Annotated in this window: 23 protein-coding genes; 3 read left to right on the top strand and 20 right to left on the bottom strand. The window is 48.3% G+C overall.

The annotated features are described in order from the left end of the window. Positions 1 to 16: 16 nt before the first annotated feature. The 15 genes from ilvN to GQ671_RS00325 all read right to left on the bottom strand — a co-directional run bounded on the left by ilvN (position 17) and on the right by GQ671_RS00325 (position 16915). Entirely contained in the window at positions 17 to 532 is a 516-nt protein-coding gene (gene ilvN, locus GQ671_RS00395) for an acetolactate synthase small subunit (RefSeq protein ID WP_160650995.1), read from the bottom strand. Further along, on the bottom strand, positions 520 to 2253 hold the full coding sequence (ilvB, locus tag GQ671_RS00390; protein WP_160650975.1) for a biosynthetic-type acetolactate synthase large subunit: 1734 nt from the start codon (positions 2251 to 2253) through the stop codon (positions 520 to 522). The genes ilvN and ilvB overlap by 13 nt, the downstream gene beginning before the upstream one ends. Positions 2254 to 2840: 587 nt before the next feature. Then, entirely contained in the window at positions 2841 to 4544 is a 1704-nt protein-coding gene (gene ilvD / locus GQ671_RS00385) for a dihydroxy-acid dehydratase (RefSeq protein WP_160650973.1), read from the bottom strand. A gap of 29 nt (positions 4545 to 4573) precedes the next feature. Further along, the gene (locus GQ671_RS00380; RefSeq protein ID WP_160650971.1) at positions 4574 to 5545 is read right to left on the bottom strand and encodes a bile acid:sodium symporter family protein; all 972 of its coding nucleotides are present in this window, start codon (positions 5543 to 5545) and stop codon (positions 4574 to 4576) included. A 226-nt stretch (positions 5546 to 5771) separates the two neighbouring features. Then, positions 5772 to 6833: a DUF4064 domain-containing protein gene (locus GQ671_RS00375; RefSeq protein ID WP_160650968.1), complete on the bottom strand. Its 1062-nt coding sequence runs from the start codon at positions 6831 to 6833 to the stop codon at positions 5772 to 5774. A 102-nt stretch (positions 6834 to 6935) separates the two neighbouring features. Beyond that, positions 6936 to 8006: an ABC transporter substrate-binding protein gene (locus tag GQ671_RS00370; protein WP_160650965.1), complete on the bottom strand. Its 1071-nt coding sequence runs from the start codon at positions 8004 to 8006 to the stop codon at positions 6936 to 6938. Beyond that, positions 8003 to 8791 carry an ABC transporter permease gene (locus GQ671_RS00365; RefSeq protein ID WP_160650963.1) on the bottom strand — a complete coding sequence of 263 codons (789 nt, stop codon included), beginning with the start codon at positions 8789 to 8791 and terminating at the stop codon, positions 8003 to 8005. The genes GQ671_RS00370 and GQ671_RS00365 overlap by 4 nt, the downstream gene beginning before the upstream one ends. Beyond that, a complete protein-coding gene (locus tag GQ671_RS00360; RefSeq protein WP_160650960.1) occupies positions 8788 to 9597 on the bottom strand; it encodes an ABC transporter permease in 810 nt (269 codons plus the stop codon). The genes GQ671_RS00365 and GQ671_RS00360 overlap by 4 nt, the downstream gene beginning before the upstream one ends. Continuing rightward, a complete protein-coding gene (locus GQ671_RS00355) occupies positions 9594 to 10682 on the bottom strand; it encodes an ABC transporter ATP-binding protein (protein WP_281354824.1) in 1089 nt (362 codons plus the stop codon). Before GQ671_RS00355 ends, GQ671_RS00360 begins: the two co-directional genes overlap by 4 nt. Before the next feature lie 250 nt (positions 10683 to 10932). Next, entirely contained in the window at positions 10933 to 11205 is a 273-nt protein-coding gene (locus tag GQ671_RS00350) for a UPF0223 family protein (protein WP_160650952.1), read from the bottom strand. A gap of 68 nt (positions 11206 to 11273) precedes the next feature. Then, positions 11274 to 12680: a dihydrolipoyl dehydrogenase gene (gene lpdA / locus GQ671_RS00345; RefSeq protein WP_160650949.1), complete on the bottom strand. Its 1407-nt coding sequence runs from the start codon at positions 12678 to 12680 to the stop codon at positions 11274 to 11276. A 6-nt stretch (positions 12681 to 12686) separates the two neighbouring features. After that, the gene (locus GQ671_RS00340; protein ID WP_160650946.1) at positions 12687 to 14006 is read right to left on the bottom strand and encodes a dihydrolipoamide acetyltransferase family protein; all 1320 of its coding nucleotides are present in this window, start codon (positions 14004 to 14006) and stop codon (positions 12687 to 12689) included. Positions 14007 to 14027: 21 nt separating this feature from the next. Next, positions 14028 to 15005, bottom strand: coding sequence for an alpha-ketoacid dehydrogenase subunit beta (locus GQ671_RS00335; protein ID WP_160650943.1), 978 nt, complete (start codon positions 15003 to 15005; stop codon positions 14028 to 14030). 3 nt (positions 15006 to 15008) lie between these two features. Then, a complete protein-coding gene (gene pdhA / locus GQ671_RS00330) occupies positions 15009 to 16118 on the bottom strand; it encodes a pyruvate dehydrogenase (acetyl-transferring) E1 component subunit alpha (RefSeq protein WP_160650940.1) in 1110 nt (369 codons plus the stop codon). Between the two features lie 170 nt (positions 16119 to 16288). Next, complete coding sequence (locus GQ671_RS00325; protein WP_160650920.1) at positions 16289 to 16915, bottom strand: YkyA family protein; 627 nt, start codon at positions 16913 to 16915, stop codon at positions 16289 to 16291. 113 nt (positions 16916 to 17028) lie between these two features. On the opposite strand from GQ671_RS00325, the gene def reads away from it, so the two are divergent. Continuing rightward, positions 17029 to 17580: a peptide deformylase gene (def, locus tag GQ671_RS00320; RefSeq protein WP_160650917.1), complete on the top strand. Its 552-nt coding sequence runs from the start codon at positions 17029 to 17031 to the stop codon at positions 17578 to 17580. Positions 17581 to 17644: 64 nt separating this feature from the next. Here def and GQ671_RS00315 read toward each other — a convergent pair whose 3' ends face one another. After that, positions 17645 to 17908: a hypothetical protein gene (locus GQ671_RS00315; protein ID WP_160650913.1), complete on the bottom strand. Its 264-nt coding sequence runs from the start codon at positions 17906 to 17908 to the stop codon at positions 17645 to 17647. A gap of 282 nt (positions 17909 to 18190) precedes the next feature. Between GQ671_RS00315 and GQ671_RS00310 the strand changes: the two genes are divergently transcribed. Together GQ671_RS00310 and rnjA are read left to right on the top strand one after the other, a co-directional pair. Next, on the top strand, positions 18191 to 18406 hold the full coding sequence (locus GQ671_RS00310) for a DNA-dependent RNA polymerase subunit epsilon (protein ID WP_160650911.1): 216 nt from the start codon (positions 18191 to 18193) through the stop codon (positions 18404 to 18406). Beyond that, the gene (rnjA, locus tag GQ671_RS00305; protein WP_160650908.1) at positions 18406 to 20094 is read left to right on the top strand and encodes a ribonuclease J1; all 1689 of its coding nucleotides are present in this window, start codon (positions 18406 to 18408) and stop codon (positions 20092 to 20094) included. Before GQ671_RS00310 ends, rnjA begins: the two co-directional genes overlap by 1 nt. Positions 20095 to 20128: 34 nt before the next feature. Here rnjA and GQ671_RS00300 read toward each other — a convergent pair whose 3' ends face one another. From GQ671_RS00300 to GQ671_RS00285, 4 genes are all read right to left on the bottom strand, one after another. Continuing rightward, positions 20129 to 20791: a potassium channel family protein gene (locus GQ671_RS00300; RefSeq protein ID WP_160650905.1), complete on the bottom strand. Its 663-nt coding sequence runs from the start codon at positions 20789 to 20791 to the stop codon at positions 20129 to 20131. A gap of 24 nt (positions 20792 to 20815) precedes the next feature. Continuing rightward, positions 20816 to 21841 carry a cytochrome d ubiquinol oxidase subunit II gene (locus tag GQ671_RS00295; RefSeq protein WP_160650902.1) on the bottom strand — a complete coding sequence of 342 codons (1026 nt, stop codon included), beginning with the start codon at positions 21839 to 21841 and terminating at the stop codon, positions 20816 to 20818. Further along, a complete protein-coding gene (locus GQ671_RS00290) occupies positions 21838 to 23193 on the bottom strand; it encodes a cytochrome ubiquinol oxidase subunit I (RefSeq protein ID WP_160650899.1) in 1356 nt (451 codons plus the stop codon). The genes GQ671_RS00295 and GQ671_RS00290 overlap by 4 nt, the downstream gene beginning before the upstream one ends. A 146-nt stretch (positions 23194 to 23339) precedes the next feature. Then, positions 23340 to 24635: an MFS transporter gene (locus GQ671_RS00285; RefSeq protein WP_160650896.1), complete on the bottom strand. Its 1296-nt coding sequence runs from the start codon at positions 24633 to 24635 to the stop codon at positions 23340 to 23342. Positions 24636 to 24665 lie beyond the last annotated feature (30 nt).

The following is a 24665-nucleotide window of genomic DNA, read 5'->3' as shown; positions in this document are numbered from 1 at the left end:
TTTTATATTTTTGATGCTAGATGCTCATTGTGAATTCCTGGATCTGCCTGGGCTGCTTTCCTCGAGGGAAAGCGGTCACCCCTGTCCGTGTCATGTCCTTGATGCCGTATGGCTGGAGCAGATCGATGAGTGCTTCGATCTTATCCGGCCTGCCTGTCACTTCAATTACGAGGCTGTCTCTTGAAACATCCAGTACACGCGCTCTGAATGGTTCGATGACGCCCTGTATTTCAGCTCTCGATGCACTTGTGCTGGTCACCTTTATCAATGCCAGTTCCCTCTGCACGATGGCCTTGTCGGTAATGTCGTTCACCTTCAGTACATCAATCTGCTTGTTCAGCTGCTTTGTAAGCTGTTCGATCTTGTTCGTATCGGATATTTCCACGACAAAAGTCATCTTGGAGATGCCTTCCACTTCGGTTGTACCTACTGTAATGCTCTCGATATTGAATGCACGCTTCGACAGCATTCCGGTAATCCTGTTCAGTACGCCGCTGGAGTTCTGCACGGTGGCAGTGATTATTCTTCGCATCGTTTCACTCCTATCATTTCGTGATTCCCTTTGCCCGGTGCAACCATCGGGAATACCTTATCCAGCTTCTGGACCCTGGCATCGACCAGCACCGGTCCGTCATGTGAGAAGACTTCCTTGATGGCCCGCGGCACGTCCATTTCCTTTGAAACGCGTATGCCTTTGACACCGAACCCTTCAGCAAGTTTGATGAAGTCGGGATTCTCGGTCATCAGTGAGGAGGAGTAGCGCTCCTCGTAGAATTTTTCCTGCCACTGGCGGACCATGCCGAGCGCTTCGTTATTGACGATGATGACTTTGACCGGCAGGTTGTACTGCTTGAGTACCGCCATCTCCTGCATCGTCATCTGGAAACCGCCGTCACCGACGATGGCGACCACCGTCTCTTCCGGACGGCCAAGCTGTGCCCCGATGGCTGCAGGCAATCCGAATCCCATTGTGCCGAGCCCGCCGGATGTGACCCATTTGTGCGGCTTGTCGAACTGGTAGAACTGGGCAGCCCACATCTGATGCTGGCCGACATCGGTCGTCACAATTGCATGTCCGTCTGTTTCGCGATATATCGACTCGATCAGCCACTGCGGGGAGATGAGATCATCGGAACGCTCGAACCAGAACGGGTAGTGTGCCTTATTGTCCATCGCAGTAGCGGTCCAGCTGGAATGATCGGCACAATCGATGTCTATTTCAAGCAGTCCGTGCAAAGCCTCCTTGGCATCTGCAACAACCGGGATCTTCGTTTCGATGTTCTTGCCGATCTCAGCCGGGTCGATATCGATATGGGCAACAGTGGCATCCGGTGCAAAATGCTGGATGGCACCTGTCAGCCGGTCATCGAATCGTGCGCCGATGTTGATGAGCAGATCCGCTTCATAGATTGCCATATTGGCACTGTAGGATCCGTGCATGCCTCCCATGCCGAGCGCCAGTTCATGTCCACCGGGGAAGCTGCCAAGACCAAGCAGTGTCGTTGTTACCGGCAGCTCGTATTTTTCGGCAAATGCCATCAGTTCTTCTGATGCATCTGCAAAATGAACGCCTGCACCAGCCAGCAGTACCGGCCTTTTTGCTTTCGCCAGCGCTTCGGCAAGCCTTCTGATCTGGAGCGGGTTCGGTTTGATTGTCGGCTGATAGCCCGGCAGGCTGAACGTCGTATCGAAAGTCTGATCTGTAATCTCCTGGGCGATATTTTTCGGGATATCGACCACTACCGGACCGGGACGGCCTGTGGAGGCGATGTGGAAGGCCGCTTTGATGATGCGCGGCAGGTCTTTAATGTCCGTCACCTGATAGTTATGCTTCGTTATTGGAGTTGTCAGACCGATGACATCCGCTTCCTGGAAAGCATCGGAGCCGATGACCGCTGTGGATACCTGGCCGGTGAATACGACGACAGGCAGCGAATCCATCATGGCATCCGTGATGCCTGTGATCAGGTTTGTAGCGCCTGGTCCTGAAGTGGCAATGACCACACCAGGTTTGCCTGTCACCCTGGCGTATCCTTCAGCAGCATGGATGAGGCCCTGTTCATGTCTGCATAGAATATGCTGAAACGGTGCCTCTGCCCGGTAGAGGGCATCGTAGATCGGCAGCACTGCACCACCCGGATAGCCAAAGACAGTATCCACTTTTTCCTCAACAAGTGACTGGATAAAAAGATCGGCGCCAGTCCTCAGTTTCTGTTCAACCGGTTGTGTGTGCGTTTCAGTTTTTGTTTTCATTACCACTTACCTCCTTGTAGATCTTCAAATGATTCATCGTTTCGGCTACGGAAATAAAAAACAGCTCTTCTCTCCCACAAGCCACCCGCAGTTCGGACTGCGGGCATATCATGGGGCGAAAAGAGCTGTTTCACGGTACCACCCAGTTTTGCATCCTTCTTGCGAAGCATGCCTTATGGACTTTTATATAAAGTCCGTTTTGGTAACGGGTGGTGTACACCCGGCCGAACCTACTCAAGGTACTTTCAATCCGGCACTCTGGGTCGAGATAGAAGGAAGTGTCGATCCCGGTTTCCAGCATCTCCCGGGTCTCTGTCAATCGCTCTGTCTTCCTTTATGTTCCCATCGTCGTTTTAGTTATCAGATATTTCTGATACGTGATATTGAAAGTAATCTTATAACGAATGAAAAGATAAATCAACCGTTGATTTATTCTTTTATCTAAATTATCTAATATTTCTGATAATGTAACCGTTTACAATGCCGGTATGATAAGGTTTTAAAAAATTAAATTTTTTTATATATTTTTGCCGGAACTGGTATTCAAACATGAAAATGCACGGCACATCAGTGCCGTGCATCCATTGCTACTTATTCAGATAGTCTGTTACCGCGCCTTCGGATGCACATGTGACGTTATGCGCATATTTTCCAAGGACACCTTTTTTATACAGTGGTGGCGCCTGCCACTCACTGCGACGGCTTTCGAATTCTTCTTCGGAAACATCACAGGATATTTCCTTCTTTGTAGAATCGATTGTTACCGTATCGCCTTCCTTGAGCAGAGCAATCGGTCCTCCACTCTGTGCTTCCGGCGCAATATGACCGACAACAAGGCCATGGGTTCCGCCGGAGAAGCGGCCATCTGTCAGCAGGGCAACCTTTTCACCCAGTCCTTTACCGACGAGGAGACTTGAAATGGACAGCATCTCCGGCATGCCCGGTCCACCTTTAGGTCCGACATAACGGATGACAAGCACATCTCCTTCATTGATCTTATTGGCCAATACTGCATCCGATGCGTCCTTCTCGTTATCAAACACGCGCGCTGGTCCGACGTGACGGTCCACCTTGACGCCGGATACTTTAGCTACGGAACCGACAGGAGACAGATTGCCTTTCAGAACGATGAGTGGTCCATCTGCACGCTTTGGATTATCGAAAGGCATGATGACATCCTGGCCCTCAGTCAGATCCTCCACTTCCTCAAGATTCTCAGCAATTGTTTTTCCGGTCACCGTGATGCAGTCACCATGGAGGTAGCCTTCCTTGAGCAGCATCTTCATGACACCCTGGACGCCGCCTACTTTATAGAGGTCCTGCATGACATAGCGGCCACTCGGCTTGAGATCCGCCAGGTGCGGCACCTTCTCCTGGAGATGGTTGAAGTCGTCGATTGTCAGATCCACTTCGGCAGCATGGGCAATCGCAAGGATGTGCAGGATGGCATTGGTCGAACCGCCAAGTGCCATGACGACGGTAATGGCATTCTCGAATGCTTCTCTGGTCATGATATCCTTCGGATAGATACCAGCTTCAAGCAGTTTGTAGACCGCTTCACCGGCTGCTTTGACGTCTTTGACCTTCGCTTCCGATTCAGCCGGATTCGATGCACTTCCCGGCAGACTGAGCCCGAGTGCCTCCATCGCAGAAGCCATCGTGTTGGCAGTGTACATGCCACCGCACGCACCTGCACCCGGACAGGCATTGCACTCGATTTTATTGAGTTCCTTGTCGTCGATTTCACCGGCATTCAGCTTGCCTACACCCTCGAAAACACTGACGAGGTCGATGTCCTTGCCCCGATGCTGTCCTGGAGCAATTGTGCCACCGTAGACGAAGACTGCCGGCACTTCTGCATTGGCAATCGCAATCGCACAGCCGGGAATGTTTTTATCACATGCCCCGATGGCGACCAGTGCATCCAGGTTTTCAGCTCCGACAACCGTCTCGATGGAATCGGCAATCAGATCACGTGACGGCAGAGAGTAGCGCATGCCCTGTGTTCCCATGGAGATACCATCCGAAACGGTGATTGTATTGAACTGGAGCGGAACACCACCTGCTTCTTTGGCACCTGCCTTTGCTTCCAGCGCAAGATCATTCAGATGGATATTGCATGGCGTGACCTCCGCCCACGTACTTGCGATGCCGATCTGAGGTTTTGTAAAGCTTTCGTCAGTAAAACCGACAGCACGCAGCATGGCTCTGTTCGGTGCCTTGATGTCACTCTCCGTATAGACTTTACTCTTGATGCGCAGATCTTTTTTGTTATTTTCTTCTGTAGACATTATGATCATCCTTTCTGATTATGAAAAACTTAAATATGGACTTTACTGCTGCTGACTGCTTTTTCATCCTCTTTATCTTCACGATGCTTGCTCATCCATGTCGCCACGATTGAGCCGGATATGTTATGCCAGACGCTGAACAGTGCAGCAGGCACTGCAGACAGTGGTGAAAAATGGGCGGCCGACAATGCGGCTGCAAGCCCTGAATTCTGCATGCCGACCTCGATCGACACCGCCTTCTGATCGGCTAGATCAAAGCGCAGAACTTTGCCCAGCAGAAAGCCGACCATATATCCGAGTACATTATGCAGCATCACGACACCGAAAATCAGAAGACCGGACTGCATGATGGCTTCCGTATTGTTCGATACGACGGCAGCCACCACACCGACAATGCCGACGACGGAAATGATCGGTAGGACAGCGATGCCCTTCTCAACACGATCACCGAGCAGCGTTCTCACAATGAGCCCGAGCGCAATCGGAACCAGTACAATCTGAATGATGGAAACAAACAGATCCATGAAAGATACAGGCAGCCATGTACTTGCCAGGAGCAGTGTGAGTGCAGGCGTCAGAATCGGCGCAAGCACTGTCGATACGGCAGTCGCTGTTACCGACAGGGCCGTATTCCCTTTCGCCAGGAACGTCATGACGTTGGATGAAGTGCCACCAGGTGTGCATCCCACAAGAATGACACCGACCGCAAGTTCAGGCGGCAACTGGAAAAGTACAACCAGTCCCAGTGCCAATAGCGGCATGATCGTATACTGTGCAAGTACCACGACCAGGACCAGCTTGGGCGCTTTCAACACCCGCTTGAAGTCTGCAGGCTTCAATGTAAGACCCATGCCGAACATGATGATTCCGAGCAGCAGACTTATGTATGGCGCAATCCATGTAAAGCCGCCCGGGGCTATGAATGACAGGATGGCAAAAATGATCACCCATATGCCGAACGTGCTGCCTACAAATTGACTGAGTCTTCCTAATGCATTCATCGATACCACTCCTCGTTGTTAAAGCTTAAAACTATAGAGAGAATCTTAACAGATAAAAGTGAAATAGCCTAGGCATTTTATTAAATTTTTAGAATTATTGAAACTATGAATGTTCTCCAGTACGAAAAATGCTTTCAGTCACTTCTTTTTGAAATCGTTTACATAAATGCTTTGATCTAATAAAAAAAGTCCGGCTTCAAAGGCCGGACTTTTTAAAATCATTCAATTAGAGCGTGTCATTGTTGCGACGATTGACATTGTCCCTGCGTTCCTTGGTCGCATCGTAATCATAGTCTGCACCTCGGCGCTTTTCGGCAGTATCATTCAATGTCGTATCATCATCTACTTCATTACCGCCGGCAGTACCGCCACGACGCGTATATTCCTGTTCGGTCACGGGGCCGGTCGCTTCTGAAGAATCGATGTTGCGATCGATGAAGCGGTCATTATCGATGACATCACGGTCGCGACCTGTCTGATCATCATAGGTGACGGCACTTGAGCGTGACTTGCCATCCTGATCGTCGAGACTGCGGAAGGTTCTCGTCTCTTCAAGGTCATCCGACCTTTCTCCACGTCTTCTTTCATCAGCCTCATCTGCACGACGCTGATTTTCACGATCCTGTTCATATCTTCTTACGGAATCATCACCGTCGCGATTCATCTGATTGTCTTCCAGATCGTTTTCCATATCGCGACGACGGTTGTAGGCGGCATCATCTGTTGCGACGCCTCTTCTATCATCGCGTGAATCGTTGCGATTGCGATCATGATCATTTCTTCTGTTATCCATTGGTTCCATATCGTCATTATTGACTACACGATCTTTTCTGACGAATAGAAGAATTGCAGCAATGACGAAGAACAATGGAATCAGTCCTGTAACTACACCAAGAATGAGTGGTGCAGTGAAAATGGCTGACAGCAGCAGAAGGAACCCAGCAAGGATTCTACGGCGCATCGTCAGCAGACCGAATAGTCCCAGAATCAGGGGAATCATCAGATAGAGCGCAACCAGCCAGAGATTATTCATCCAGCTGACCACCAGGTTGGTAATCTCTTCAGGTGCTGCACCGAGATCCTGCCCCTGCTGTGCCATCTGCTGGAACTGTGCCATCATATCCTGCCGCAGGTTCTCGACAAATGTCGCATCATTCATTGTGACAAGTGAGAAAAATAGAACTAAAGCAGTAATCGCAAGCAGGGCGATCCAGGCCAGCCACCCGAAAATCTTTTCAGCAATCCGGCTGACAGGTTCTACTGTTTGTGTGTATTGTTTTCTAGCCATGTTAACCTCCCGTAATATTATGTCTTCACTTTGAATAATACCCCACAGTCAAGATTTTAATCAACCGTCAGCAGTACAGGCAGGTTGTTTTGGCTTACATGGCTATTCCAGAGCCATTTTGAATCTCAAAAACAGCTCGTTATACAGGGAGATCATCTCTGGCCCAAGGTTCCTGTACACTTCCAGTTCCTCCTGCTGTTCCTGATCAGGGTAGAACCTTTCGTCTTGCCGGATTTCCTTGTCAAGCAGCTGGTAGGCTGCTTCGTTCGGTGTTGCATACCCCACCCATTCCGTATTCTGGGCGCCGTTTTCCGGATCCAGCAGGAAGTTCATGAACTGATGTGCACCTTCGACATTCTGCGCTGTCCTAGGAATGACCATCGTATCGAACCATAGATTCGAGCCGCCTTCCGGCACAGTGAAATCCAGCGCTTCATTTTCCCACATGATATCCTGCGCCATGCCGCTCCATACAACGGCAGCCTTCGCTTCATTGACTTCCATCATCGCAGCAATCTCATCACCGACGATCCCGCGGACGTTGGGACCGAGTGCTTCAAGCTTTTCTTCAGCTTCCTGCAGCACTTCCTCATTCGTTTCGTTCAGGGAATGCCCCATCGAATTCAGGCCGACGCCCATGACTTCCCGGGCACCATCGACCATCAGTATGTCATTTTCGAGCCGATCATCCCACAAGGTGTCCCAGTCGGAAAAATCAAGACCTTCGGTCGTTTCCGGATGATAGAGTACGCCGACTGTACCCCAGAAGTAGGGCAGGGAATAGGTATTGCCCGGATCAAATGGCTGATCAAGGAAATTATCGCCGATATTCTTCATATTCGGAATCTGTTCGTGATCAAGCGGCATCAGCAGATCCTCGACCACCATCTTCTCGACCATATACTCACTCGGAAAGACGACATCATAGTTGGTTCCACCCTGATTGACCTTGACCTTCATCGCCTCGTTCGAATCGAAAGTCTCGTAGATTACACGGATGCCCGTCTCCTCCTCGAACTTCGCCAGCAGGTCCGGATCGATGTACTCTCCCCAGTTGTAGACGTGAAGGACATTGCCTTCTTCATTCGGAACCGGGTTGACAAAACGGGTGCCGAACAGGATCAGTGCCCCGATGCCGACAGCAGCAAGAATCATTGAAACGGTACTTTTCATGTAATCCCTCCTCGTTTGACTGATGGCCGTGTGGTGATGAAATAGTAGCCCAGGGCAATCAGCAGAACAACCAGGAAGACCAGTGTCGAAATGGCATTGATCTCAAGTGAAATGCCGCGTCTTGCCATGGCATATATTTCTACAGAAAGCACCGAGAAACCGCCCCCGGTAACAAAGAAAGTAACGGCAAAGTCGTCCAATGAGTACGTCAGAGCCATGAAGAAGCCGGCCAGAATTCCAGGTTTGATGTGCGGGATGATGACACGCCATAGTACATCAAAGGAATTAGCTCCCAAGTCACGAGCAGCATCCAGATAGGATGCATTCATATCCTGCAGTTTCGGTAAAATCATCAGTACGACAATCGGGACGGAAAATGCGATGTGGGCAAGGATGACTGAAAATGCACCCAGGCTGATGCCCAACACTGTAAACAGGATGAGCAGTGAGGCACCGATGATGACATCCGGAGAGACGATCATGACATTGTTCAGGCTGAGCAGGGACTGCTTCAGCCGCTTCATCCTGATGTTGTACAGGCCAATGGCGCCGCCGATGCCGATGAGTGTTGCCAGACCGGCTGAAATCAATGCCACCGCAACCGTATTGAGCAGGATGACAATCAGTCTGCGGTCTGTAAACACACTTTTGTAGTGTTCAAGCGTAAAACCGTCGAAGTTTGTCATCGTTCCACCGCTGTTGAAGGAGTAGAAAATCAGATAGGCAATCGGAAGATAAAGACAGATGAATATGATCACCATATAGGATCGACCCAGCATTTTCATAGACGTCCCACCCTTCCTGTTTCTTTATTTCGACCTGATGTCACTGTCATGACAAGCATCATGGCAAGGATCAGGAAAACACCGATTGTGGAGCCCATGCCCCAGTTCTCTGTCGTCAGGAACTGCTGTTCAATCGCCGTTCCCAGTGTGATCACTTTATTCCCTGTAATCAGCCGTGTGATCATGAACAGGCTCAGGCTCGGAATGAAGACGATCTGTATGCCGGTTTTTATTCCCGGCAGTGAGAGTGGCATCAGTACACGCATGAGCACGTCCCATTTCGAAGCGCCGAGATCACGTGCAGCCGACAGCAGGTTGTTTTCGATGCCATCCACGGCATTGAAGATTGGCAGCAGCATGAACGGTATGAAAATGTATACGCTGACTATGATGAAGGCGATATCACTGAACAGCAGCTGCTGTTCGGCAAAACCGAGTGCTGTCGCGACTGCATTGACAAGCCCTTCCTTGCCGAACATGCCGATGAAGGCATACGTTTTCAGCAGCAGGTTTATCCACGTCGGCAGTATGATAAGCAGCAGCCAGAACATCTTATGCTTTGTCTGGCGGATTGCCAGAGCCAGCGGGTAGCTGATCAGCAGTGAAAACAAAGTGATCAGGAAAGCATACCAGAAAGATGACAGTGTCATTTCGAAATATTCACTGCTGAAGAACGCACCATAGTTCGCAAGCGTCGGATTGCCTGATATATCGAAAAATGAATAGCCGACCATGAGCCCGAGCGGTGCAACAACGAACAGTACAATCCAGATGAGGTAAGGAATAAAAAGAAGCCTTCTCATCATGCCTCGTCCTCCTGATAGGACTCCAGACGCTCGTTGAAGGCATCTTCGTCCTCACCCGGTACCATGACATGGATATCCATCCGTTCGAAGTCCAGAGCAGCTCTATGACCGATTTCTGCATCTCTGGTGGAATGTACGATCCACTCGTAACCATCCTGGTCGATGCACCCGATTTCATAATGCACACCTCGGAAGAGAGAGGAATCGATGGTGACATTCATTTTACCCTTATCATGTTCAGTAATCAGCAGATCCTCGGGACGTATCATGACGTCGACAGGTGTATTCGGCTTCAGTCCGCCATCCACACAGGCGTAGTTCCGGCCATAGATGCCGACCAGGTTATCTTCGACCATGACACCACGTACAATATTCGAGTCACCGATGAATTCAGCCACATAGCGGTTGAGCGGTTCATCATATATATCCTTCGGCGGTCCCGCCTGGATGACCTCTCCATTATTCATGACAAGAATCTCGTCCGACAGCGCCAGTGCCTCCTCCTGGTCATGCGTAACAAAAATGAAGGTGATGCCAAGACGCTTCTGTATCTCCTTCAATTCATACTGCATATCCACACGCAAGTTCTGATCAAGCGCACTGAGCGGCTCATCCAGCAGCAGAACATCCGGTTCATTGACAATCGCCCGTGCAATCGCCACCCTCTGACGCTGTCCACCTGACAGAGCATCGATCGGCCGGTCCTTATAGTCTCCAAGGTTGACGAAACGGAGTGCTTCGTCGACCTTTGTATTGATTTCATTTTTAGATATTCTGCGCACCTTCAGCCCGAAGGCGATATTTTCAAACACATTGAGATGTGGAAACAGTGCATAATCCTGAAACACTGTGTTGACCTTGCGCCGGTTCGCATCAATGCCGTTCATCGTCTTGCCGTCAAACGACACTGTACCATCCGTAGGATGGATGAACCCACCGATCATTTTCAGGATGGTCGTCTTACCGCATCCAGATGGACCGAGAATGGTATAGAAGCGGCCCGCCTCAAATGTATGATGTATATTTTTAAGTATTATCGTGTCACCGTATTGGTAATTCACATTCTGTAGATTGATATTAGTCATTGCCATCTCCTTTTATCAGACATTCTGGGTGTAAAAACAGCCTTATTCATTATATTCCCAGTGACTACCAAAGACAATAGAAATATTCTATATGGTTGGGCCTCCAATTTGCATTGATCAAAACGCTCAGTGCAGGTTAAGCTTCCAATTTGCGTTGACCGGAACACTCAGTGTAAATTAGATCTACTCTAACAGTGAATCCCATAAAAAGGCCTGCTCCACTCCGGAACAGGCGCCTCTATATACAAATCTATATTTTAATTACGTCGCTGTCGTCTGTGTCCTTCAGCTGCTTGACTGCGGAATAGGATTCAAGGCCACTATTTTCCTTGAATTCCTTGAATAGTGTCTTTTCCTGGGCTTTCCCTGGAACAACTGTTTTAAATTTCCGATATTTATCCTTCAGTTCAGACGCTATAACACCTTTCTCGTCAGCCTTTTCAATGGCTTCAAAGAAATCGACAACATCGATGATTTCATCCGTCGTCCAATCCACATCGATTGGATAGCTATATTCTTCCATTTTAAGACTCCTTCCCATCTGTAAAATAAATAAAAGCGCCCCGATTAGGGCGCCATTTGAATTTATGACTACATCGTGTGGATCGGTGAACCAAGCACTACTTCTGCTGCTTCCATTGGAATTTCTCCCAATGTCGGGTGCGCATGGATAGTGAGTGAGATATCTTCAGCTGTCATGCCAGTCTCAATTGCAAGACCGAGTTCAGCGATGATATCGGATGCACCTGTACCTGCGATCTGTGCACCGATCAGAAGGCCGTCTTCTTTGCGTGAAACCAGTTTGACGAAACCTTCAGTTTCATTCAGACCCAGCGCGCGGCCATTCGCAGCGAATGGGAATTTACCTGTTTTCACTTCAAAGCCAGCATCTTTAGCATCTGCTTCATTGTAGCCGACTGTTGCGAGTTCAGGCTCGGAGAAGCAGACAGCTGGCATGGCGAGGTAGTCCACTTCGGATTTCTCTCCAGAAATCGCTTCAGCCGCCACCTTGCCTTCGTAGCTTGCTTTGTGAGCAAGTGGAAGACCTGGAACAATGTCACCGATTGCGAAAATATTGTCGATGGAAGTTCTGGACTGCTTGTCGACTTCAATAAGTCCACGATCAGTCATCTTGATACCGAGTTCCTCAAGACCGAGCTCCTCTGTATTCGGCTTACGTCCAACTGTAACCAGAACGTAGTCCGCTTCGATTTCTTTTGTTTCGCCTTTTACTTCGTAAGTTACTTTTACGCCGTCATCTGTTTCTTCAGCAGATTTTGCCATTGCTTCCGTTTCGATTTCAACGCCTTTTTTCTTGAGGTTCTTTTTGACAACTTGAGTCATCTGTTTTTCAAAACCACCCAGGATGTCTTTTGCGCCTTCAAGAACAGTCACTTCAGTACCGAAGTTGGCATACGCGGTACCGAGTTCGGTACCGATGTAGCCGCCACCGATAACAACGAGCTTTTCAGGCTTCTCTTCAAGTGCCAAAGCACCTGTGGAATCAAGTACACGTTTGCCGAACTTGAATCCAGGGATTTCGATCGGACGGGAACCTGTAGCAATGATTGCATTTTTAAATTCATAAGTCTGGGACTGCTTATCGTCCATGACTTTCATTTTATTTGCATCAACGAAGTAGGCTTCGCCTCTGACGATTTCCACTTTATTTCCTTTGAGCAGACTTTCAACACCGCCAGTGAGTTTTTTGACTACACTGTCCTTGAAAGATTGTACTTTGGAAAAATCAAGTTTGACTCCTTCAGTCACAACACCCATATCTTCGGAGTGCTGTGCCTGATGGAAACGGTGGGATGAGGAGATCATTGCTTTGGAAGGGATACATCCAACGTTCAGACATACGCCACCAAGGTCTCCTTTTTCGACGATTGTTACTTTCTGGCCGAGCTGGGCTGCACGGATTGCTGCAACATAGCCACCTGGGCCGGCGCCAACTACAACTGTATCAGTTTCAATAGGAAAATCTCCAACTACCATGTGTAATTATCCCTCCATTAATAGTAATTCCGGATTGTTAAGCAGTCGCTTAACATGGTTCAGAGCATTCTGTGCTGTCGCACCATCGATCTGTCTGTGGTCATAGCTGAGTGACAGTGCAAGCACAGGTGCTGCAATGACTTCTCCATCTCTGACGATTGCTTTCTGTTCAATGCGGCCGATACCGATGATGGCAACTTCAGGCTGGTTGATGACAGGTGTGAACCATTGTCCACCTGCAGAACCAAGGTTTGAAATCGTCATGGATCCGCCTTTCATTTCGTCACCGGAGAGCTTGCCGTCTCTTGCTTTTACAGCGAGATTGTTGATTTCATCGGAAACTTCGAACATGGATTTCTTGTCAGCATGCTTGACTACAGGCACAACAAGTCCACGTTCCGTATCCGCAGCAATACCAACATTATAATAATGTTTCTGGATAACTTCAAATGTTTCATTATCGATTGAAGTATTGAACTGAGGATACTTCTTGAGCATGGATACGAGCGCTTTGACAACGTATGGAAGGAATGTCAGCTTGACGCCCTGCTCTTCTGCGATACTCTTGAATTTCTTCCTGTGATCCCATAGCGCCTGTACTTCCACTTCGTCCAGGTGGGTAACGTGAGGAGATGTCTGCTTGGAGTTGACCATCGCTTTCGCAATTGCCTTCCTCATGCCGCTCATCTTCTCGCGCGTTTCAGGGAAGTCGCCTTCAGGTGCTTTTTGTGCTGGTGCACTTTCCGTGGACTGTGCTTCAGCCGTTTCCTCTTCTTTGTCTTCAGCAGATTCGCTGGAAGTCTGGTTGCCATTCATGAACGCTTCGATATCCTCTTTTACAACACGGCCATTTTTGCCGCTGCCGTTGACTTCATGAATATCGATGTCATTATCGCGTGCGAACTTGCGTACGGATGGCATCGCGATGACACGTTCACCAGAATTGGAACTCTTGCTTTCTTCTTCTGATCCAGGCGCCTCTTCTCCAACATCACGCTGTTCTTTCTGTGCAGTTGAAGCTGCCTCTGATTCTGTTTCTGTTTCTTTCTTCTCTTCCTTTGCAGGCTCTGAATCACCTGAATCTTCGGAACCGTCGTCGATTGTAACGATCGTTTCACCAACAGTTGTAACGGTACCTTCTTCAACATGAAGTTTTTTGATCGTACCTTCCACTGGGGATGGAATTTCTACTACCGCTTTATCATTCTGTACTTCCGCAAGTACGTCGTCTTCTTTAATTTCGTCGCCTTCAGCTATGAACCACTTGACGATTTCGCCTTCATGGATACCTTCACCGATATCCGGCAGTTTGAATTCAAATGCCACAGTATTTCCTCCTTTTGCTAATTAAAAGTCCAATACTTGTTTTGCACGCTCGATAATATCATCTTTGTTCGGGAGCCACACGCCTTCTGCCTGTGTGAACGAATAGACTGTATCCGGTGCTGTAACACGCATGATTGGTGCTTCGAGACTGAGAATTGCGCGCTCTGACAGTTCAGCTGCAACATTTGATGCAACACCCGCCTGGCGCTGCGCTTCCTGGATCACTACTGCACGGTTCGTCTTTTCAACGGATTTGATGAGTGTGTCGTAGTCGATTGGAGAAACAGTTCTCAAGTCGATGACTTCTGCAGATACGTCTTCTTCTGCAAGTGCATCTGCTGCTTTAATCGCTTCCTGTACCATTGCGCCATAGGCGATCAGTGTGATGTCATCACCTTCACGCTTGACGTTGGCCTTGCCGATTTCAACAGTGTACTCCTCTTCCGGTACATCCTCGCGGAATGAACGGTAGAGCTTCATGTGCTCCAGGAATACGACAGGATCATTTGAACGGATCGCTTCGATGAGCAGTCCTTTCGCATCTACTGGATTGGAAGGAATGACTACCTTGAGACCTGGAGACTGAGCCATCAGGCCTTCCAGTGAATCTGCGTGGAGTTCTGGTGTGTGAACGCCGCCACCGAATGGTGCACGGATCACGACCGGCATTTCCTTGGAGCCACCGGAACGGTATCTGTGACGTGCAATCTGACCTGCGATGCCATCCATTGCTTCAAAAACGAAGCCGAAGAACTGGATTTCGACAACAGGACGGAAACCTTCAACTGCGAGTCCAAGACCCATGGAAGCAAGTCCACTTTCAGCGAGAGGAGTATCGAATACACGCTCATCGCCAAATTCTTTCTGCAGGCCTTCAGTCGCACGGAATACACCGCCGTTTACGCCGACATCTTCACCGAAGACGAGAACGTTCTCGTCATTTCTAAGTTCAGTGGCCATCGCATCAGTGATTGCCTGAATCATTGTCATCTGTGCCATTGGTTATTTCGACTCCTTTTCTTTGTAGACTTCATACTGCTCTTTAAGATTGCTTGGCATTTCGTCGTACATGATTTCCATAAGCTGTGTTACGGATTGTTTTTCTGTATTGTCTGCTTCTTTGATTGCTTTCTTGACATCTTCTTTAGCCTGTTCCATCACTTCATTTTCCTTATCTTCACTCCAGAGGTTCTTCTCTTCAAGATATAGGCGGAAGCGGACAAGTGGATCTTTCTTCTCCCAATCGGAATCTTCGTCGGAAGTTCTATAGCGGGTCGGGTCATCCCCTGCCATCGTATGCGGACCATAGCGGTAGCACATCATTTCGATGACTGTCGGGCCTTCGCCTGCGACTGCACGGTCACGTGCATCTTTGGTTACTTTATAGACTGCAAGTGGATCCATGCCGTCTACGAGCACACTTGGCACGCCTGATGCGATACCTTTTTGTGCCAGTGTCTTCGCTGCCGTCTGCAGTTCACGTGGAGTGGAGATGGCATAGTTGTTGTTCTGGATGACAAAGATTGCCGGCGCCTTGTAGGCACTTGCAAAGTTGATGCCTTCATAGAAGTCACCTTGTGACGTACCGCCATCGCCAGTATATGTGATTGCGACAGCATCCTTGCCACGCTTTTTGATACCGAGAGCGACACCGGCCGTCTGCACGTACTGTGCACCGATGATGATCTGCGGGCTCAGTGCATTGACACCTTCAGGGAACTGGTTCCCTTTGAAGTGGCCTCTGGAGAATAGGAACGCCTGAGTCAGAGGCAGGCCGTGCCAGATGAGTTGCGGCACATCGCGGTAGCCCGGCAGGATATAGTCTTCTCCTTCAAGAGCGTATTGGCTTGCAAGCTGGGAAGCTTCCTGTCCAGCTGTTGGTGCATAGAAGCCGAGACGGCCCTGACGGTTGAGTGAAATGGAACGCTGATCAAGCACGCGCGTCCATACCATGCGTCTCATCAGTTCTACAAGTTCATCATCGGATAGTTCCGGCAGATAGTCCTCATTGACTACTTTGCCATCCTGATCCAGAATCTGAAACATTTCAAATTTGCTTTCAATCTCTTCAAGTGTCTTGACGGGATCGAAGCTCTTTTTCTTCGGTGCCATAAACAGTTCACCATACCTTTCAGTTTTTCATTTAATATAATTAATTTTATCATATACTGTTATAATAGTAAATCAAACAAAAATGTAACAGTACATTCGAAAAGGCTTTAAATCAACGTTTTCTGTACTAACACAGTAATATCTGTTATATAATAGAGCGCTTCCAAGGGCTAGCCTTCGATACGTGATTCGATTTCTTTCTTGATCTCATTGACGTTCTCGGTCTGGTTGCTGAAGGTCTGGGCATCTTCCTGCACCTGCTGGTATTCCTCATTAAGGTTGTTCAGACGCTCATCCACTTCGTCCTGGGAGATGTCCTCCTCTCCAAGATATTCGAATATATTCCTTTCACTTCCAAGGACTGTCTTGTAGCTGCCGATCATCTCCCCGTGAGCGCTGTATCTTTCTTCCATCGCATCTACCAGGGACTGCGCCTGCTCCTGATTGGATTCATTCGAAATTTCGCTGATGTACTGCTCTGATGCCTCCATGCTGTTTCTGCTTTCAGCCATGATCGCCACTTCCTCATCAAGCTGCGCCACTCTCTGGTCTGTATTCTCGACAAGGTCTGCACTGATTTCAGACAGTTCTTCTCTTGAAGCAGTTTCGAGGGATTCCTGCAGTTCTGCTTTTTCAGCCTCCAGCTCGTCAAATCCTGCTGTCACATCCCCTATCTCCTTTTCCACCTCAACAGTCTCTTGAAACGCATTATAAAAATCCCTAAGTTCATCCTCGTCCGAGGAACACCCTGCAAGCACTACTGAGAAGATCAGCATGCTGCCTAACAGTTTCTTCATAAACTCCTACCTCCGATTATTGGCTTTCCAGTGGAAAAATGTTTGTGCTTTCCACGTTCTCCTGGGTATTATAGTATAATAAAAACGACTTAGATGAAACTGGAGGGTTTATTTTGCTGACAATGAAAGATATCATCCGCGATCCGGATCCGTTCCTCAGGATCAGGACGAAGGAAGTGGAAGAAATAGATGAGGAGACAATCACCCAGCTCAAAGAGATGCGGGAATACCTTGTCAACTCGCAGAATGAGGAGACCGCCGAAAAATACGGTCTGCGTCCCGGAGTCGGCCTTGCTGCACCCCAGATCGGCCTCGACAAGCGCATGCTCGCCGTCTATATAGAAGGCGAGGAAGGCGAAGTGGTACATGACTATATGCTCATCAATCCAAAAGTGAAGAGCCATTCTGTCACGGAGACATATCTTCCGAACGGCGAGGGCTGCCTGAGTGTGGATGAGGAGATGCCTGGTCTCGTCCATCGCCATCAGAGAGTCAGAGTTTCTGCAACCGACATCCATGGCGAACCGATCGAAGTGAAAGCCAAGGGCATGCTTGCCGTTGTGCTCCAGCATGAACTGGACCACCTTGATGGCATCATGTTCTACGACCGGATTGATAAAGATATGCCGATGGAACCGAAAATCGGTGCCAGACCAGTAGAATAGAATAAAGCGGCTCCCACTTCAAACCTGGGGCCGCTTTTTTTATTATATTATATGATCGGGTGAATCAGATGAATGCATCGCGCCTTTCCCTATACGGAATACCATGTTCATTAAACTTTGCTTTTACCGCCTCAAAAGTATTTCGGTCAATAATTTCCGGATCACGGTCATGGCGTCTTTTATGCACATCACTGCCATCATCATGATCATCATATATATAGCTCATCACAACCATATCAGGATGAATATTGAACTCCAGCATGACCATGTTGCGATCCTGGCGCCCCCGCTCGAGCAGTACTGCTTCCAATATACGCCTGTCTTTCATCTGTATCCCTCCATTCAAGGCAATTATAAAGTCTTTGCATGTCCTTCGTCTATAATGTAAAATAAACTTAAGCTGATAAAGGGATGTGGTCTTGAATGCTCAAACGTTTGAGGAAGAAGCTGAAACAGAGGCTTGGACGCATTCTCGGTAGGAAAGGGTTGCTCAACAACGAATATATGAAGAAGGACTGACCCCCCTTCTTTTCCGTGTTGCTTCTTACAGCACACAATTTTCAGGACAACATCATAAATTGGATACAACCAGCAAAAGGAGAATATATAAATGGCAGTTTTCAAAGTTTTCTTCCAGGAAACCCTGGATAATCGTATTATTCGTGAGGATACACTCACACGCTACTATGAAGCGGATTCGGAATCCGAAGTCCGCAAGATGCTTGATGAAGACCCGTATAACATTGAATTCGTACAGGAACTGAGTCCCTCACACCTCGAGTACGAAAAAGCAAACAACGACGATTTCAAGGTCGAGAATACCTGATGACACTTGAAAAAGGAGAAGTAGGCGTATTTGCCCTCGGGGGACTCGGGGAGATCGGTAAAAACACCTACTGTATCGAATATAAAGATGAGATCATCATGATTGACGCAGGCATCAAGTTTCCGGATGACGAGCAGCTCGGTATCGACTACGTCATTCCGGACTACACATACCTCAAAGAGAACAAGGATCGCATCAGTGCGCTCATCGTCACACATGGACACGAGGACCACATCGGTGGCATTCCATTTCTGCTGAAGGAAATCAATGTACCGATCTATTCCGGACCACTCGCACTCGGTCTGATCCGCAACAAGCTTGAGGAGCATCATCTTCTGCGCACGACTGAACTCAATCCGGTGCAGGAAGATACTGTACTCAAGTTCAAGCATATGTCCATCGAGTTCTATCTGACGACCCACTCCATTCCGGAAGCGTACGGCGTCGTTGTCCGTACACCGGAAGGCACCATTGTCCATACCGGTGACTTCAAATTCGACTTCACCCCTGTAGGCGAGCCCGCAAATATTGCGAAGATGGCACGTCTCGGTGAAGAAGGTGTGTTATGTCTGCTGTCCGATTCCACCAATGCGACAGTACCAAACTTTACAATCAGCGAAAAGGAAGTCGGTCAGAATGTGGAGGATATCTTCAGGAAATGTACCGGAAGAATCATCTTTGCAACATTCGCTTCCAATATCTATCGTGTTCAGCAGGCCATCGATGCCGCCATCAAGCTCGATCGCAGAATATGCATTTTCGGCCGCAGCATGGAAAATAATATCAAGATCGGCCTCGAACTCGGCTACATCAAGGCGCCGCCGGAAACATTCATCGAACCGAGGATGATCAACAGCATCGAGAAGCATAAGGTCATGATGCTCTGTACAGGTTCACAGGGTGAACCGATGGCTGCCCTATCAAGGATTGCCAATGGCACCCACCGCCAGATCAGCATCATTCCTGAAGATACAGTCGTCTTCAGTTCTTCACCGATTCCTGGCAATACACTCAGCATCAATCGTACAATCAATGCACTATACAAGGCTGGAGCAGATGTCATCCATGGCAAACTATCAAATATCCACACTTCCGGCCACGGTTCCCAGGAAGAGCAGAAACTGATGCTCAGACTGATGCGTCCCAAGTATTTCATGCCGATTCACGGTGAATACCGCATGCTGCACCTGCATAAGGAGCTTGCAGTGAACACAGGCATGGATCCGGACAATATCTTCCTGATGGAGATCGGTGATGTACTGGCACTCAAGAAAGATAGTGCAAGGCATAGCCACCGTGTCCCTGCGGGAACAGTCTTTGTAGACGGCATCGGCATCGGCGACATCGGCAACATCGTCCTGCGTGACAGAAAAGACCTTTCTGAGGAAGGGCTTGCCATTGTCGTCGTCTCCATCGACTTCAACACGAAATCACTCCTCAGTGGACCGGACATCATATCACGCGGTTTCGTATACATGCGTGAATCCTACGGGCTGATCCGCAGTGCAGAGAAGAAGATCAAAGGCGATGTGATCAACCTTCTGAACACGAAGGAAAATGTCGAATGGTATCATGTAAAGCAGCTCATCATCGAAGAGCTGAGCAACCATCTGTACCGTAAGACGCATAGAAAACCGATGATACTTCCAACGATAATGAGAGTAAACAGCGAGAGCGAACAGGAATAGAACTAAAAAAAACAGGCCATGTGGCCTGTTTTTTTTAGTTGTTTATCAATGATTTCTCAAAACGGGTCAAGTCATCATCGTTGCCGATTACAATCAGAATATCATCCTCTTTTATATTGACTGTAGGATCCGGACTGACGATGATATCATCCCCCCGCTTGATGGCAATGACACTGACGCCATACTCTGCCCGTATATCAAGGTCCAGCAGTGAATTATCTGCCAGCTTCTCCTGAGCCATGATCTCGACGATCGAGTGTTCGTCGGATAATTCGAGGTAGTCAAGCACTGAACTTGAAGCCAGCTTATGGGCAATCCGACGTCCCATATCCCGCTCCGGGTGGATGACATAGTCGGCACCTATCTTCTCAAGCACTCTCGCGTGGTAATCATTCTGTGCTTTGACACTGACCTGCTTGACACCTAGATCCTTGAGCAGCAGCGTTGTCAGTATACTCGACTGGATGTTGTCTCCGATGGCTACAATGACATTATCGAAATTACCGAGACCAAGGTCCTTGAGGACTGTTTCCTCGGTGGTATCCCCAATGACCGCCTGCGTGGCGATATCCACGTATTCATTGACACGGTTTTCATCTATATCAACCGCCAGAACATCCATTTCAAGCTCTATAAGCTCCCGTACAATACTGCCTCCGAACCGTCCGAGGCCGATTACTGCATAATCCTTATTCATATAATCACCAGTCCATCTCAAATGTTAGTACTTGCTACTGCTCTTCCCCTTTACGTATTCCTTGTCAAACAGGAACAGCCTCATCAGCAGGACAAGACTAGGAATCAATAATAGTAAACCTAAAATGAACACGATTGTCAAACTGAATGCCATGCTTTCGTTCACAACTGAAGTATTGACTTCGATATACGGATACAGGATATATGGCAGCTTGCTGATGCCATAGCCATAGAAGGCAAAGGCGAACTGCAGCATGATCATGATGAATGCAAGGCCGAAGAAGCGTTTGCGCCACATCAGAAATACGGCAATTCCCATGGACAAGAGACTCAGTCCGAACAAGTACCAATAGTCCTGTGCGCGCTGGAAGTGCTCGAGATTATGTTCCCTGAGACCAAGAAACACAAACTGGGAAATGAACAGCATCGGCAGCGTCCAGATAAGGAACCATCTGCGTACCAGCTCCAGTGCCTGATCATCCTCTGCACGCGCTGCATAGAAAGTCAGGAAGCCGCTGGATACATAAAGTACCGTAATGATGGCCAGAAATACAACCGACCAGCCGTAGGTGCTGAAGAGCAGCTCTTCAAGCTGCAGCTGGATGCCGCCGCCTTCATCCGTGATGTAGCCGCCTTCCGAAATGACGAGCGCCATGGACAGTGCAGCCGGTATTAGGAGTCCTGTCACTCCGTACAGGAATGTCCATGACAGTTTCGGTACTTTATTGTATGAGTTGAAGGCATAGTAGGCTCCCCTGATTGCAAGCAGTATGAGTGCAATGCTCGCAGGAATGAGAAGGGCCGTGCCATAGTAGTAGGCTGTATCCGGATAGAATCCGATGATCCCGACGAAGAAGAAGACGAAAAATACGTTCGTCACTTCCCATACCGGGTTCAGATAGCGCTGTATAATCGGACTGATGACATTATCGTCGCCGGTTATTTTCGAATAGAAGTTGAAGAAGCCGGCACCGAAATCAATCGATGCCACAATGATATATCCATACAGGAATGTCCACAGTACAGTTACGCCAATCAGTTCATAGTTCATGGCAGCAGACCCCCTCTATCTTTCTTTCCGTACATCTCAAGGTGATCCGAATGTACGCTCTTGTCCTGGAACATTTTGAGCAGTACATACACACATGTTGCCCCAAGGACGATGTACAGCATTACAAACGCAATCAGAGTGATGCCGAGTCCCTCTGCGTTCGTCACCGCCTCGGAAACCCGCATATAGCCTCTCAGGATCCATGGCTGACGGCCGAGTTCTGCCAGGAACCAGCCGGATTCTATAGCAGCCACGGACAGAGGCCCTGTCAGCACATAGACATAGAGCAGTGCCGGATGGTGTTCATTGAACCTCGTAAATTTCGCTATATGATAGATGACTGCTACACTCAGTCCAAACATCCCGAAGAATACCATGGTATCAAAGAAGTAGTGTATGATCAGCGGCGGCTGTTCATCTTCCGGTATATCATTCAGTCCAGTGACTTCGGTATCGAACGAACTGCCTGCAAGGAAACTGAGTGCACTCGGTACTCTCAATGCATAGCTCACTTCCTGGGTTTCTTCATCCAGAATTCCGAAAAGTATCAGATCGGCGTTATCTTCGGTTTCAAAGTGCCACTCCATTGCTGCCAGCTTTTCCGGCTGGTTTTCATGAAGAAATTTGGCGGAAAGGTCGCCTGCAAGTGCACTCATTGCAGCTGCAATGAGTCCGATCACCATCATGACTCTGAGCGCTTTCTTATGATACTCCCGATCTTCCTTGTGCTTGGAACGGAGTAGCTTGAAAGCAGCAATCGATGCGATGATGAATGCTGCAGTCGTATAAGCTGTAACAACTACGTGAAATATCCTTACATAGCTGGACGGATTGAACATCGCCGCCAGCGGATCAACATTTACAAAGACATCATCCACAAGATCGAAGCCAGCCGGTGTATTCATGAAGGAGTTGACTGTAGTGATGAATACAGCCGACAACGTGGAGCCGACAACAATCGGAATATTCAAAAGCCAGTGATGCCAAGGATTTTTGAATCGATCCCAGGTATATAGGAATATTCCGAGGAATATTGCCTCAAAGAAAAACGCAAAAGTTTCCATGAATAGCGGCAGGGCAATGATCTGTCCCCCGAATCTCATGAAGTCCGGCCATATCAGGGAAAGCTGCAGACCGATGATTGTACCGGTTACAACCCCTACTGCCACTGTCACCGTATAGCCTTTCGCTATTCTGCGTGCCATGGTCAAGTACTTGTCATCCTTTTTACGCAGACCCAGAAATTCCAGTACCATAAAGACCAGGGGCATTCCGACACCTATTGTTGCAAAGATAATATGGAATCCAAGAGTCGATGCAGTCAGCACCCGACCAATGATCACATCATCCATTCAATCACCTCTTCTTCAATGGATCCCGTTCCACAACCAATCTACTGGTTCGTGAACTCTGTACCCATCTGTATTTTAGACAATTTGTGAATTAATTATCATACTATTTTCTTATTCTACCCTATTCTGCCCTCAATTACAAAGAATTAAACCGGATATTTCTGCTCTCTTACTCTAAGGTGGAAAACAAGACCGATGATGATCATGATTATCAGGCTTGTGATTGCCATGCGTGAAGCGAGCGCACCATAATCAGCCAGTACCAGTGTGATGGAACCGTAGATGAAAGGCCCGACAATGGCACTCATTTTCGCACTGAAGGCAAACAGACCAAAAAATTGCCCTTCCTTTCCTTCTGGCGAAAGTTCAATGATCATCGTCCTGCTGACCACCCATGTGGAACCCATTGCAATTCCAAACAGCGCAGCTGCAATCCAGAACGTCCACATCGGCAGAGGCAGTGCTGCAATCGCGACAGCTACAGCAAGTAGCAAAGCAACAATCGTGAACGTTTTTTTGGAGCCGATGTTCCTATTGATGAAACTGAATATGATGGCACCGATGATGCTGAACAGTGTAGCCACCATGAAGATGACCAGAAATGTTCCTGGCTCAAAACCGACAACCGTCGTTGCATAGGGCTGCATCATGGCGATTGCTGTTGCCAGTGCATCATTTATGAAGAAATAGGCGATCATGAAATAGAATATGGAAGGATGGGAACGCGCTTGCATGAAAGTCTGATAGATGTCCTTATACCCTTTCAGAAAATGCTGCCTGGGCTTCTCTTCCCGAGGCCGATCCTTATTAATGAAGAAAAGCGGCAGTGAGAAAATAAGAAACAGGATACCGGATAGCCAGAATGTATGATGGACAGCACGGTCTCCAATCAGCAGAAGAACCGAGAATATGCCGAAAAGTGTACCCATATAGCCGAGCGCGACACCGTAGCCCGAAATCAGCGGAATCTCCTTTTTGTTACCGAGTCCGGAAAGCATCGCATCATAGAAGACATTGCCGGAATTGAATGCAAATTTTGCAAAGACGAACAGCAGCACTGCAAGCACAAAACCGTTCGGCAGACCGAACCACCGTGCAGTATCCATGCCTCCGAATATTCCCATGCCGATGGCAGCGGCTACACACAGCAGTGTAAAGATGACAACATACTTCTTGCGTCTTCCGGTGCGGTCCATCGTTACACCATATAGTGGTGCAAAAGCGACCAGCAGAATGGCAGCAATGGCATTTGCATAGGCGATGATTGTGGAGGCAATCTGTTCAAGTCTCGGGTTTGTACCTACTGTTTCTGTAATATACTGCGGGAAAAACAGCGTGACGATGTTGGCACTGAAGATGGTGTTTGCAAAATCGTAGAATGCAAAAGCAAGGATCGGCAAGGTGAGATAAAGCTCAATCGGTCGACGTGCAGACTGGTTCATCGATAGTTCTCCTCTGCTCTTTTACTGTCA

Source organism: Salinicoccus hispanicus (assembly GCF_009831115.1).
GTDB lineage: Bacteria > Bacillota > Bacilli > Staphylococcales > Salinicoccaceae > Salinicoccus > Salinicoccus hispanicus.
The sequence above is the reverse complement of the archived record's forward strand: the minus strand, read 5'-3'. Positions and strand labels throughout refer to the sequence as shown.